Annotated in this window: 9 protein-coding genes; 4 read left to right on the plus strand and 5 right to left on the minus strand. The window is 68.4% G+C overall.

Annotated features, from left to right (window positions below):
* Positions 1-277: 277 nt before the first annotated feature.
* From AC6CH2_RS08965 to AC6CH2_RS08975, 3 genes are all read right to left on the minus strand, one after another.
* Positions 278-1,579 carry a hypothetical protein gene (locus AC6CH2_RS08965; RefSeq protein WP_498268926.1) on the minus strand — a complete coding sequence of 434 codons (1,302 nt, stop codon included), beginning with the start codon at positions 1,577-1,579 and terminating at the stop codon, positions 278-280.
* Between the two features lie 1,174 nt (positions 1,580-2,753).
* Positions 2,754-5,423: a glycerol-3-phosphate 1-O-acyltransferase PlsB gene (gene plsB / locus AC6CH2_RS08970; protein WP_498269110.1), complete on the minus strand. Its 2,670-nt coding sequence runs from the start codon at positions 5,421-5,423 to the stop codon at positions 2,754-2,756.
* Positions 5,424-5,807: 384 nt separating this feature from the next.
* Complete coding sequence (locus AC6CH2_RS08975; RefSeq protein ID WP_498268927.1) at positions 5,808-6,770, minus strand: hypothetical protein; 963 nt, start codon at positions 6,768-6,770, stop codon at positions 5,808-5,810.
* A 324-nt stretch (positions 6,771-7,094) separates the two neighbouring features.
* On the opposite strand from AC6CH2_RS08975, the gene AC6CH2_RS08980 reads away from it, so the two are divergent.
* The 4 genes from AC6CH2_RS08980 to AC6CH2_RS08995 are packed head-to-tail and all read left to right on the plus strand — an operon-like array spanning position 7,095 to position 11,742.
* Entirely contained in the window at positions 7,095-7,595 is a 501-nt protein-coding gene (locus AC6CH2_RS08980; protein WP_435394922.1) for a Csu type fimbrial protein, read from the plus strand.
* A 13-nt stretch (positions 7,596-7,608) separates the two neighbouring features.
* Entirely contained in the window at positions 7,609-8,361 is a 753-nt protein-coding gene (locus AC6CH2_RS08985) for a fimbrial biogenesis chaperone (RefSeq protein ID WP_498268928.1), read from the plus strand.
* Positions 8,312-10,729, plus strand: coding sequence for a fimbria/pilus outer membrane usher protein (locus AC6CH2_RS08990; RefSeq protein WP_498268929.1), 2,418 nt, complete (start codon positions 8,312-8,314; stop codon positions 10,727-10,729). The genes AC6CH2_RS08985 and AC6CH2_RS08990 overlap by 50 nt, the downstream gene beginning before the upstream one ends.
* Positions 10,726-11,742: a Csu type fimbrial protein gene (locus tag AC6CH2_RS08995; RefSeq protein ID WP_498268930.1), complete on the plus strand. Its 1,017-nt coding sequence runs from the start codon at positions 10,726-10,728 to the stop codon at positions 11,740-11,742. The genes AC6CH2_RS08990 and AC6CH2_RS08995 overlap by 4 nt, the downstream gene beginning before the upstream one ends.
* Positions 11,743-12,008: 266 nt before the next feature.
* Here the strand turns inward: AC6CH2_RS08995 and AC6CH2_RS09000 are convergent, their stop codons facing one another.
* Positions 12,009-12,920 carry an HAD family acid phosphatase gene (locus AC6CH2_RS09000; RefSeq protein ID WP_498268931.1) on the minus strand — a complete coding sequence of 304 codons (912 nt, stop codon included), beginning with the start codon at positions 12,918-12,920 and terminating at the stop codon, positions 12,009-12,011.
* 126 nt (positions 12,921-13,046) lie between these two features.
* Positions 13,047-13,535 (minus strand): RidA family protein, encoded by a 489-nt coding sequence (locus tag AC6CH2_RS09005; protein WP_498268932.1) that lies wholly within the window; start codon positions 13,533-13,535, stop codon positions 13,047-13,049.
* Between the last annotated feature and the right edge of the window lie 30 nt (positions 13,536-13,565).

Below are 13,565 nucleotides of genomic sequence, written 5' to 3' on the forward strand. Positions count from 1 at the left end.
TTACTTTCTTTTGTCATAAGCAACAAAAGAAAGGTAACCAAAGAAAAGTGCTTTGTTTTGAATCACAGGCCCGCGCGTTCGATGCATCCGCAGGGATTTTTCATACGGGACATCCCTGTCCCGATGAAAAACGGCCCGCATCCCTGCGGGCCGCCCTCCGGGTCTTCTATGGCCTTCGCTAGCGCGAAGCTGCGCACAGCAACAGCACAGCAACGGCAACGGCAACGGCAATCGCAACGGCACAGCAACGGCAACAGCAACGGCTAAGGGCCAGAACTCAAGCCGCGCGCGGCAACCTCGCGATGGCGCGATCGAACGTCGCCGCCAACAATACGACCCGCAATACATCGGTAAAAAACGAAGTGCGGAACGACAACGGCGTATTGAGGAAGACCGCCAAGGGCTGGCCGACCACGCTCTGCCATTCGCGATCCTGCGGCCCCACCACGTGCTCCATCAGGCGCCACGACCACGAGTCGATGAACGACAGCAGCTGCCAGCACACGCACAGGGTCAACAGGGCCGGCAGGCCGGCGCGCAGCACCAGGCGCAGGCTGTTGACGACCGGGATGCCCTTGCTGGTCCAGCCGGCGCTGGCCTTGTCGGCGAGAATGCGCAAGCTGAAATGCATGGCCTTGAAGCGTGCGCTGACCTTGCCCAGGGTTTCGTCGGCGGCATCCAGGCGTTGCGCGCGGCGCAGGTCGATGCCGTAGATGATCGCGGTGATCGCCAGCCAGATCAGCGGCAGCGCCACCGCACCGGCCGCGGTGCTCACGTAGTCCCACACCGGCACGATGCCGCGCTTGGCCGGGGCCAGCAGCTTGAACGCCGACATGGGGTCGTCCCACCACTGGGTCACCGCGGCGTAGACCACCCGCTCGTGCCACCAGTCCTTCAGGCCGTTGACGGCCTGGGCGATCGCGGCGACGCCGACGAACACCCAATAGGCCTCGCAGCTGGTTGCGACCACGTTCCACAGCGCATGCCCGGTGGCTTCCGCGCGGCGCTTGCTGAACCAGCGCACCGCCCAGGCCACCGCGAGCGCGATCCACAAACCCTTCAGCTTGAGCACCTCGTTGAGGTTTTCCTTGTCCCAGACGCTGAAGACATAGGCGGTGCGGAAGTTGCGGCGCAGGTCTTCCAGCAGGCCCCAGCCGGCGTAATAGGCGAAGAACGGCAGCATCGCGATGGCCAGCGCAGTGATCCATTGCTTGCGCACCGCCGCGGTGTCCGGGGTGGTCGCGCCGCCGGCGAGCATCGGCAGCGACGGCCGCAGCGACTGGAACATCAGGATGGTGCCGGCGAGCTGGGTCACGATCAGCACCGACAGCACCGCGAACGACAGCAGCACCGAACGTTCGCCGAGCTTGACCGCCAACCCCATCAGCAAGTCGTAGCAGACCCGCTGGGCGAAGAACCAGAACGCCAGCGCCGGCCAGTGACGCCACAGCAAGCGCGCAGAGAGCAGCGGGATCTCCAGCCAGGCGCTGCCCCGGGCGGATGCACCGACGGCGCCGGAGTCGGCGGAAGACGATGAAGGTACCGACAGCGTCGGCGTGGACAGCGAGGACGTGGACATCGACGGCAGCCGGGCGGGAACCCGGCGATGGTACCCGGCTGTCGTCGCGGTTGGCAGTGGCCGGGGTCGGCGGACCGGCCGGCCGGATCCGGACCGGTCCGGCGGTCGAGCCAAGGTCGGTGTCGGTGTCGGTGTCGGTGCCGTTGCCGTTGCCGTTGCCGTTGCCGTTGCCGAGATTTTGATCCGCTGCTTTGCCGGTCAACAGCAGACCCGTAGGGCGGCCCGCAGGGACGCGGGCCGTGCGCAAGCAGGCCAGGGATGGCCTGTCTGGAGCATCCCTGCGTCGGCAGCGATCGCGCGGGCTTGTGCCCTTGCAGGGAGAGCCCTTTTCTTTGGTTACCTTTCTTTTGGGCTCAGCAAAAGAAAGTAACCCGGCCGCCTCAGCGGACGGAAGCTTTAGATCTTGCCTTGGCTTCACCGCCTTACGGCCGTTGACGCAGCAGCGCGTGACGACGCGGTCGCGACTTGCGTCGCTCCTACCCTAACGGGCTGCCGTCGGCATCGGTGCAAGATCGAGGCCTCGCGGTCGCGGCTTACGCCGCTCCTACAGGGATCGCTACGCAGCATTGCGTGCAGGGCCGGGCCTTTGTAGGAGCGACGTAAGTCGCGACCGCGGAACACGCAGAGATGACGAGGCCGTCGTCATCCGTCGAAGCGGTGCGCTTTCGCCAGGGTAGGAGCGGCGCAAGCCGCGACATCGTTGCGGCGGTCTTGCGGCATACCTCTCATCGGGGATCAAGATCAAAGATCAAAGATCAGGATCAAGATCAAACCCAAAGCTTCCGCCACTAAAGCGGCGGGTTACTTTCTTTTGTCATAAGCAACAAAAGAAAGGTAACCAAAGAAAAGTGCTTTGTTTTGAATCACAGGCCCGCGCGTTCGATGCATCCGCAGGGATTTTTCATACGGGACATCCCTGTCCCGATGAAAAACGGCCCGCATCCCTGCGGGCCGCCCTCCGGGTCTTCTATGGCCTTCGCTAGCGCGAAGCTGCGCACAGCAACGGCAACGGCAACGGCAACCGCAACCGCAACGGCACAGCAACGGCAACGGCAACGGCAACGGCAACATAGAAGCATCGCTATCGACAGGCCACGGGGATGCGCAGTCGCGGCTTACGCCGCCACAGGGGAAACGAGACCTTCAGAGATATACGGAGGAGCGGCCAACGCCCTCAGGCGCTCGCCGGGTCCTGCGCCGCCGGCTTCGCCGCCATCTCCGGGCTGATCTTCTCGATGGTGTGCCGCAACTCGCGGCCGAGAATGACCTTGGCGTCCTTCGCCCAGGCGTCCAGGCGCTGGTCGAAGGCGAGCTTGCCTTCGCTGTCGGGCCAGACCAGGCGCAGCTCGCGCAGTTTCTGGATGAAGCCGCGGAACAGGGTCTTGTCGAAGAACTCCGGCGCAGCCGGTGCGTACAGCAGCGACAGGCGCTGGGCGGCGAGCTGGCACAGGCTTTCGAGTTCGCCGGCCGACATCGTGCCGGGACCGTTCTTCACCAGCACCGAAATGGCGATGTAGTAGCGCTCGAAAGCCTGCTGCAGGGAGTGGCCGATCGCGCGCAAGCGGAACACTTCGTCGGTCTGGCCGGCGTTGCGGGCGAGGATGCCGCCGTCGTCGTCGCTGACCCGTTCGAGCAGGCCGGAGCGGACGAACACATCGACCGTGCGCACCAGGCGCTCGGCGAATTCGTCCTCGGTCCACGGCAGGAACAGCTCGGCCTGCAGGAAAGGATAGACGCTGCGGCCCAGGCGCAGCACGCCGGCCAGGCTCATGCGCCGGTTGTGCTGGAAGCAGCAGGCGATCCACGAAGCCGCGGTGAACAGGTGCAGGACGTTGTTGCGGAAATAACTCAGCAGCACCGCCTTGTCGTCGCCGTCGACGCCGAGCACGTCGCCGAGCGGATGGGCGATGCGTTCGAGCACGTTGATTTCTTCGCCGTGAGCGACGATTTCCTGCGGCGTGTGCGGGGTGACGGTGACGCGGTCGGAGTACGGCAGCTCGGCCAGCAAGGTCTTGGACAGGGCGATCTGCGCGAGCAGGTCGGCCTCGCCCATCGCGTGCTTGGGCGTCGACAGCAGGGCCAGCGCGAGCAGGTTGATCGGGTTGACGTCGGCGGCGCGGTTGACGTTGACCTGGATCTGCTCGGCGACCGCATCGACCGTCGCCGACAGCCAGCTCGGCTTGTCTTCCTCGTCGAGCGGACGGCCGTCCCATTCGGGCGCGTGCCGGGCGAGCATGTCGTTGAGCCGGATCGGCTCGCCGAAGTTCACCACGACCTGGCCGTAGTTCGAACGCAGCACCTTGGGGATGCCCCACAGCAACTGCCAGATCGATTCCTTTTCCTTCGGCTTGCCGGACAGCTCGTCGAGGTAGCTGTTGCCTTCCATGAGCTTTTCGTAGCCGACGTAGATCGGCTGGAACAGCACCGGCCGGGTCGGCTGGCGCAGGAAGCCGCGCACGGTCATCACGATCATGCCGCCCTTCGGCGGCAGCAGCCGGCCGGTGCGCGAGCGCCCGCCTTCGATGAAGTACTCGATCGAATAGCCGCCCGACACCAGCTGGGCGACGTACTCGCTGAGGATCGCCGAATACAGGGCGCTGCCGCGAATGCTGCGGCGGATGAAGAAGGCGCCGCCCTTGCGCAGGATGGTGCCGACCACCGGCAGGTTGAGGTTGATGCCGGCGACGATGTGCGGCGGCACGATGCCCTTGGTGTAGAGCAGGTAGCTCAGCAGCAGGTAGTCCATGTGGCTGCGGTGGCAGGGCACGTAGACGACTTCGTGGCCGGGCGCGTCCTGCTTGAGCTGGTCGAGGTGATGCACCAGCACGCCGCGGTAGATGCGGTTCCACACCGGGGTCAGGATGAAGCTCAGCGAGCGCACCACCGGATGCGAATAGTCGGCGGCGATCTCGTAGGCCATGGCGTGGGCTTTCTTCCACGCTTCGGTGCTGTCGCTGCCGTCGCGGCGGGCCTGGTCGGCGATCGCGTCCTTGACCGGATCGGACGCGAGCACGCGGTCGATCAGCATGCGCCGGGTCGACAGGTCGGGGCCGATCACCGCCGCGCGGATGCGGCGGAAGTGAGTGCGCAGCACGCGCGAGAGCTTGCGCACGGTGCGTTCGGAGGGCAGGCCTTCGTCGAGGATGCCGCGCAGCGACACCGGCGGCGAGAACCGCACCATGGTGTGGCGGCCGTTGAGGGCGATCGCGAGCAGGCGGCGGAAGCGGCCTACCAGGGTCCAGTTTTCCGAGAACAGCACCGAGAACCAACCGCTGCTGCGGTCCGGCGCACGGCCGACGAAGATCGATACCGGCACCAGCTGCACGTCGAGCGCGGGGTCGTCGCGGTGCGCATCGAGCAGGCGCGCGAGCGAGCCGGAATGGGTCTTGGCCGAAGGCGGACCGGACGGCGCCAGGGTGCCGGCGTGGCGCCGCGACAGCGCGACATAGGCGCGCTTGCGGCCGAGCGGGTCGCCCGGCAACGGTTGCAGCGGCGAGGGCAGGCCGCTCTCGCGGCAGGCGCGTTCGAGGATCAGCGCGTTCGACAGGCCGTAGTCTTCGAGCACGTAGCAGACCGGGCGGCCGTGCCACTCCTCGGCGATGTGTTCGGACGGCGCCTTCGGCTCGATCGTCAGCGACACCCACGGCGCCATGATCTTGCCGAGCAGTCGCGCCCACCATGGGCGGTGCGCCGGCTGCGCGCGCGGGCGCGGCTCGGCGGCGGCCGCGGGCGGCGCGGCGATCGGCAGTTCGGGCTGGGCGGGCTCGGGCTCGACCGCGGCGGCGGCGGGCGCTGGCGCGGCGGCGGGCTCGCGGTCGGCGGCGGATTCGGTCACGGGCTCGATTACGGTTTCGGACACAGGTTCGGGCTGGGGTGCGGCGTCGGCGGGCGGTTCGATGGCAGGCTCGGCGGGCGGCGTCACAGCCGGTCCGGTCGCGGACGCCGGCTCGACCGCGTCATCGGCGGGCGGGCTCGCCCGGTGCGGCGGCAGGCCGGCGGGCCCGGCATCGGCCGTCGCCGGGTCGGCCGCCGGGTCGACGCCATCGGCCGACGTACGTGCGGATTCGGCCGAAGCGGCGTCGGGGAAAGGCAGGGGCGTTTGTTTCGGCATCCCGGTCATTATGCCTATTCGACCTCGGAGCGCGCCTGACCGATCGGGCCGCCCGATCGGACTGCATATGCCCTGCGCCGGCCTCGCCGATGCGGCGAAACTCAGGCCGGACGGGGCTCAGCGCACCTGCACGGGGGGAGCCGCGTGCGCGGGTGCCGCCGCGGCGTTCGCCTGCGACGACTTGGGCTTGGCCGCCGCCGGCTCGGCCCGGGCCGGCTTCGGCGGCGCCTGGGCTTCGCTCTCGGCGTGGCGCAGCACGTCGCTCAGGTACCAGCGACCGTCGCGGCGCTCGACCAGGACATAGGCATCGACCGGTTCGCCGGCGAGTCGGTAGCGCACCCGCACGCGTGCGCGGTCGCCGGTCTGTTCGGCCAGGGTGGCCTGCACGCTGGCGAGGGCGGCATCGAGGTCGAGGCCGTACGTGTTCACCACTTGCTTGAGCCGCTCGACGAAGGGCCCGAGCCGGCGCAGGCTGCGGTCCATGCCGGTGCGTGCGAACGCGTCCGGCGCCGCCAGTCCGGTCGCGCGCGCCGCCGAAACCAACTGCGGAATCGCCACCCGTGCCCGCGCCGAATCGCCGAGCGGGGCGGCCTGCGCCCAGGCGCTGAGCGCGGCGATCAATTGCGCGTGGTGGTCGCGCTCGGTGTCGCTGTAGGCGGCCTCGCTGCGCACGTACTGGATCGCGAACAGGCCCATGGTCTTGGCCGCCGAGTGCAGCTCTTTGTCGGCGCCGGCGAACTGGCGGCGGTAGGTGGCGACCAGGCTGCGCTCGGCGTCCTGGGCGGCGAGCGCGGCGATGAAGCTCGGGAAACGGTCGTCCAGCGGCAGCTCGGTCAGCGGCCACACCGTGCGGCCCTCGCTCCAGGCGGTCTCGAGCCGGGCATGCAGCTCCGGCGTCACCGCATGGCGGGCGTAGGCGGCCAGATCGTTGCGGCGCAGGTCGGCGACCAACTGGGTCACCGCCTGGGCCGGCAGGGTCGGCACCGGGTCGGTCGGCGGCGCGGCGCGCTCACAGCCGGCCGCCGCCAACAGGACAGCGGTCGACAACAGCGCGATACATGCGCGTCGGACGTTGGGCATCGGGTGCGGCTCCCCAGTCGCGGACGGGCATCTTGGCGGCGCACCCCGGCCGACACAAGCGTCACTCGCGGCAGTGACCACGAAGCACATTAGTTGACGTGCTGCGTCGGGTCGAGCGTGGCAGCGGCATCACCGAAGAAACGTGATTCGCATCACGAATATATTACTGAATAGGCCTTAGCTCATATCGCGTGACCGGAGTCACCGTTTGTCCGCATATGTCCGGCTACTTTGCCCTGAATGGCATGTTTTATGCGTTCTTAACCAGGCAGACCGGCAAAACGCCGGAACGTCAGAGCGCAATCAGCGCAGGAGCACCGATCCATGCGTCCTACCTCGACCCGTCTGTTCGCCGCCCTCCTTCTCGCAGGCACCGCACCCGCCTACGCCGCCGACGACTCCACCCAGTTCGACGTCACCATTACCATCACGAGCAGCTGCGACATCCACACCGTCGCGGCCACCGACGTCAATTTCGGCAGCGTCGCCTCGACCGCGACCAACGTCGACCAGCAGGGCCAGTTGACCGTGAACTGCACGCCGGGCACGGCGTATACGATCGCGCTCGACAACGGCCAGAACGGCGCCGACGTCAACAGCCGCGCGATGAGCGACGGCACCAATGAAGTGCCCTACCAGCTGTATCGCGCCGCCGCGCGCGGCGCCGGCGACGTCTGGGGCAGCACCACCGGCGGCGGCGGCAACGTCCTCGCGGGCACCGGCACCGGCGCGGCGCAGAACCTGCCGGTCTACGGGAGGACCCCGAGCGCGAACTTTCCCGCTGCTACTTACAATGACGTGGTGACCGCCACGGTGACCTACTGAGCAGGACCGGACGATGAACGGCCGCCGGCTCGTTCATGCCGTCCGCGCCGCTCTCGCCGCCGCGGCGCTATGGGGCGCGCTGGCATGGGCGCCGGTCGCCGCGACCGGGCTGCAGGTCACGCCCACCATCCTGACCCTGCAGGCCAAGCAGCGCGCCGACGGCCTGTGGCTCAGCAACACCGGCAGCAAAGCGTTGCAGGCGCAGGTGCGGGTGTTCCGCTGGGTCCAGGAAAACAACGAAGAACGCTTCGAGGCCACCCGTGCCCTGGCGATCAGCCCGCCGATGCTGGAACTGGCGCCCGGAGCGCGCCAGTTGGTGCGGGTGATCCGGCTCGGCGCACCACCCGCGGCCGAAGAAAGCTATCGGCTGATCGTCGACGAACTGCCGCCCGGCGATCGCGAACAAGCAGGCGGCCTGCAATTCGTCCTGCGCTATTCGGTGCCGGTGTTCCTCGCGCCGGGCGGCGAGGCGCCGAGCGCGCCGGAGCTGCGCGCGCAACTAAGTTTCGAAGGCGAACAGCCGCGCCTGAGCGTACGCAACCGCGGCGGCCAGCACGCGCAACTGGCCGATCTGGTTTTCGTCGACGCACAGGGAGGCCGCCATCCGATCGGGTCGGGCCTGTTGGGTTACGCCCTGGCCGGCCAAGGCATGCGCTGGACGCTGGCGGCGCCGGCCGAGTTGCTGCGCGCGCCGGGCACCTTCAAGGCGAGGATCAATGGCGAATCGACCGAGCGGACGCTGGCGCTGGACCCGCCGGCTCGCTGAAGCCGTGTCCGCCGGCCTGCTCCTGGCATCGTCCGCGAGCCTTGCGGCGGAACTGCCGCCGTTGATCCTGGCCCGCGCCGGCGAGAGCAACGCCGCCAGCGCACCGCTGCAGCTCTATCTCGAAGTCAGCCTCAACCAGACCGCCTACGGCACGCCGCAACCGTTCGAGCTGCGCGACGGCCGCTTGTTCGCCAGTGTCGCCACCCTGCGCCAGATCGGCTTCGTCCTCGACGGCCGCGGCGAGGCCGAGTCGCTGGCGCCCGACAGCCTGCCCGGCGTCGCCGTGCGCTACGACGCGGCGCTGCAGCGCGTCGCGATCGACGCGCCGCTGTCGCTGTTGTCGCTGGCCACCACCCGCCTCAACGCACCGGGCACCGATGTCCCCGATGCGAGCGCTTCACCCGGCCTGCTGCTCAATTACGATTTCTACAGCAGCCGCGACGACCACGGCGACAGCACCAGCGCCTTCGCCGAGCTGCGTGCGTTCGGCCTCGGCCGCGGCGTCTTCAGCCAGACCGCGGTGACCCGCAGTCATCGCAGCGAGGGCGAATCGCGGCGAACCGAATCGGTGCGCCTGGACAGCAGCTGGCGCTGGTCCTCGCCGGGCTCGATGGTCAGCGTCAGCGTCGGCGACGTGATCAGCGGCCAACTCGACTGGACCCGGCCGCTGCGCCTGGGCGGCGTGCGCATCGGCCGCGACTTCGGCCTGCAGCCGTACCGCATCACCACGCCGCTGCCGACTCTTCTCGGCGAAGTCGCGGTGCCCTCGGCGGTCGACCTGTACGTCAACGGCATCCGCCAGTACAGCGGCGAGCTGCCGCCGGGCCCGTTCCAGCTCGCGACCATTCCCGGCATCACCGGCGCCGGCAATGCACAGTTGGTCGTCACCGACGCCTTCGGCCGCACCCGCCAGATCGATTTCCCGTTCTATGCCGCCCAACAACTGTTGGCCAAGGGCCTGTCGGATTGGTCGCTGAGCCTGGGCCTGGCGCGCGAGGATTACGCCCTGCGTTCGTTCGCCTACGGCAACGAGCCGCTCGCCAGCGCCGACCTGCGCTATGGCGTCAGCGACGAATTCACCGTCGAGGCGCATGCCGAAGGCGGCGACGGCGTGGTCAACGGCGGCCTCGGCGGGATCTGGCTGCTCGGCCGCGCCGGCGTGGTCAGCGCTTCGCTCGCTCACGGCCAGAGTCGCCACGACCATCGCCACGAGGCCGGCTGGCTGTACGCCGCCGCCTACAACTGGAGCAATGGACGCTTCAACCTCGCCGCCGACACCCAGCGCACGCACGGCGCGTATCGCGACGTCGCCTCGCGCTACGGCCTCGCTCCCCCGCGGGTCAGCGAGCGCGCGGTGGCGAGTTGGAACGATACCCGGCTCGGCAGCATCGGCCTGAGTTACGTGCGCCTGCTCTATCGCGGCGAAACCCCGGCCCGCTACGGCAGCGCGACCTGGTCGCGCAACTTCCGCAGCGGCGCGACCTTCAGCTTGTCCTACAACCAGAACCTCGACCGCTCCGAAGACCGCAACGTCTACCTCGGCTTCTCGATGAACTTCGATCGCAGCCTGCAGCTCAGCGCCTCGGTGCAGCGCAACCGCGGCCGCGACCAGGCGGTGCTCGACCTGAGCCGGCCGATGCCCGGCGACGGCGGCTTCGGCTGGCGCCTGCAGGCGCGCGGCGGCGACGGCGAAGAAGGCGGCCTGGCCGAAGCGGGCTGGCTGACCGCGTTCGGGCGCTACAGCCTCGGCCTCGCGCGCCAGGGCGATGTCGACTACGGCTATGCCAGCGCCAGCGGCTCGCTGGTGTGGATGGGCGGCCACGCCTTCGCCGCGCGCAACGTCAGCGACGCGTTCGCGGTGGTATCGACCGACGGCCGCGCCGACGTGCCGGTGCTGCTCGAGAACCGCCCGATCGGCCGCACCGACCGCGACGGCATGCTGCTGGTGACGCCGCTCAATGCCTGGCAACGCAACCGCATCGCGATCGACCCGATGGAACTGCCGGCCGACCTGCGCCTGGACCGGGTCGAAGTGCAGGCCACGCCCCAGGACCGGTCCGGCACCCTGGTGCGCTTCGGCATCGAGCAAATCCGCGCCGCGGTGGTGGTGCTGCACGATGCCCGCGGAGAACCCTTGCCGGTCGGCAGCCGCGTGCGGCTCGACGCGGGCGCGAATGCGGATTCGAATGCGAGCGCGAACGTAGTGGTCGGCTACGACGGCGAAACCTACTTCGACAATCTGCAGGAGCACAACGCCGTGCGCGTCGATACCGCCGACGGGCCCTGCAGCGTGCGCTTCGACTATCCCGCCGGCGGCGGCGTGCCGCGCATCGGCCCGCTGATCTGCCAGAAGCAGGTGTCGCCATGAATGGTCTACGCATCGCGGCCTTGTGCCTGTTGCTGGTGTTGTCGCTGTTCGCGCGTCCCGCATCGGCGGCGACGACCTGCACGGGCACGATGACCAATCTCAATTTCGCGCCGACCAGCGGCGGCGTCACCGATGCGACCGCCACCTTAAGCGTCACCTGCAACACCTTTGGCTTGTCCTTGCTCGCCAATGCCAAAGTCAGCATGTGCCTGAGCATCCGCAGCGGCACCGACGGCGGCGGCACGCTCAATCCGCGCCGCATGATCAACGGCTTCGGCGATCCGATGAATATGCAGCTTTACACCGATCCCGCGCGCACTGCGATCTGGGGCTCGCGCGGTAGTGCCACCGTGCCCAATCCGTTGCTATTGGAATTCAGTTATGCCGTGCCTTTGCTCGGTGGCAGCCAGACCCTTAACGCGACCCTGTACGGCCGCATCCCGGCCCAGTCCGGGCTCAATGCCGGCACTTACGTCAATCGCTTCACCGCCGCCGCCGACACCCTGATCGAGTTCCGCTATGCCGAAGCCTTGCTCGGTACTCCGGGGATGCCCGCCTCGTGCATCGCGGGTGGCACCGGCGCAGGCACTCCCAGCCAATTCCCTTTCACCGTCAACGGGTCGGTGCCGAACAGCTGCACCCTGACGCCCAAGCCGGTGCCCAACCTGGCCTTCGGCAACGTGCCCGGCCCGATCACCTCGAACGTCGACCAGACCACCTCGATCGGCCTGGTCTGCAGCGGCCGCACCCCCTGGCAGATCGGCCTCAACAACGGCCTGTACGCCAGCGGCACGACCCGGCGCATGCGCAACGGCGCCGGCCAGTTCGTGGTCTACGAGTTGTATCGCAACAGCACGCGCACCCTGCGCTGGGGCAACACTCTCGGCAGCGACACCCTGGCCGGCACCGGCAGCGGCGGCGCGCAATCGCTGCCGGTGTACGGCCGCGTCGGCGCGCAAGCCCCGAGCATCGGCAGCTACAGCGACACCGTCACGGTGACGGTGACGTACTGAGCGCATCGCCGACGGATGGGCCTTGCGTCGCGATGCACATACCCACGGCGCGTGGCCGCACGCGGCGCAAACGAAAAGAAAAAGGAGGCGCAAGGCCTCCTTCAAGCCGGCTTGCGCCGGAAGATTACGAGTTGTGGCATGGCCCCGGCTGGCACCGGGATGGGCGCAGCCTAACGCCGCGCCAAAGTTAATGCAACACCTGAAGTGTTGCGATGTAACTTACTGATTTATATGAATAAATCGTCGCCAATACGCCTGAGACCGCGTCACGGCGCCAGATCGAGGGCGGCGCGCTTGGCCTGGCGGCGGGTCTCGCGCGGCTGGCTGAAGTCGTTGTTGAAGGTCATCGCCTCCCACGAGCCGTAGCTCGGGTTCGGCAGCATCCACCAGCGTTCGCCGAACCAGTCGTGGTACTGCTGCAGCAAAGCGTCGCGGCCTTCCGCCGTGTTGGCGACGACCTGGACGAAGTCGCCGAGCTGATCGCCGAACTGCATCAGCACGCGGTACTGGCGCCCGGCCAGCAGGCGGCGGCAATTCTTCTCGCTGCCGTTCTGCTCGCAGCCTTCGACCACCGTGCCGAGGCCGAGGAACACCTGGTCGTCGGCGACCGGCAGGCCGGCGCTGCGCAGGTTGGCCAAGGTGGCTTCCTTGAGGTGCACCGCGCGGTTGGACAGATACAGGATGGTGATGCCCTTGGCCTGCGCGGCCTTGGCGAAATCGACCACGCCCGGCAGCGGCTTGGCCTTCTTCTCGGCGACCCAGGCGTCCCAGGTGACTTCGTCGTATTCCTTGCCGTCGCGCACCAGGCGCGCCTGGTAAGGCGAGTTATCGAGCACGGTCTCGTCGACGTCCATGATCACGGCCGGCTTCAGGCCCTTGACCGGGTTGCCGCGCTCGTCGGGCACCAGCGCATCCCAGTTGGGCTGCTTGAGCGCGGTGTCGAGCTTGTCGGCGGCCGCGCGATAGACCGTCTCGGTCGTGGCGCGGTATTCGACCGAGCGCTGCATCCACAGCACCGCGTTGAGGTTGTCGTCGGCGCTGGTCGCGGCCGGCGCGGTCGTCGGGGCGGGCTTGGTGTCCGCCGAAGCCGCGGGGGCGGCCGGCGGGGTCGCCGGTTTGCACGCGCTCAGGGCGAGCGCGCAGGCGAGGACGGTCAGGGGCAAGGCGCGGATCTGCATGCGCGGGCGCTCGGTCGTGGCAAAGCGGGGAGTGTAGGCCCCGCGGCAAAACCCTGTCGATTGCCGGCTCGGCCGCGATGGTTCAGGGCGCTGCGGAGCTCTTCCGCGCTCCCGCGGCCCGGCCGGTCAGCGGCGCTCGCGCGGCGGCGCCTGGGCAATGCATTCCACTTCGACTTTCGCGCCCAGGGCGAGCCCGGACGCGGCCAAGGCACTGCGTGCCGGGAACGGTGCATTGAAGTGCTTGCGGTAGACCTCGTTGAAGGCCGGCCAGTCGGCGATGTCGGCCAGGAACACCGTGCATTTGACGACATCGCTCATCGAGGCGCCGTGGCGTTCGAGTACCTGGCGGACGTTGCGCAGGGTCTGCTCGGCTTCGGCGGCGATGCCGCCCTGGGCCAGCGCGTTATCGCCGCCGGGCACGGTGCCGATCTGGCCCGACAGGAACAGCAGGTCGCCGCTGCGCACCGCTTCGGAGAACGGCAGCTTGGCCGCGGCCGGGTCGGGCGAGCGCAGGAATTCGGGCTTGTTCAGGAACTCAGGCTTGCGGGTTTCGCCGGCGATGGCGCCGTGCGCGGCGACGGCGAGCAACAATGGGATCGACAGGGCTAGGCGCATGACCGCTCCGGCAGTTGGGTTTCGATTGGG

It is taken from the genome of Lysobacter sp. GQ73 (assembly GCF_059758755.1).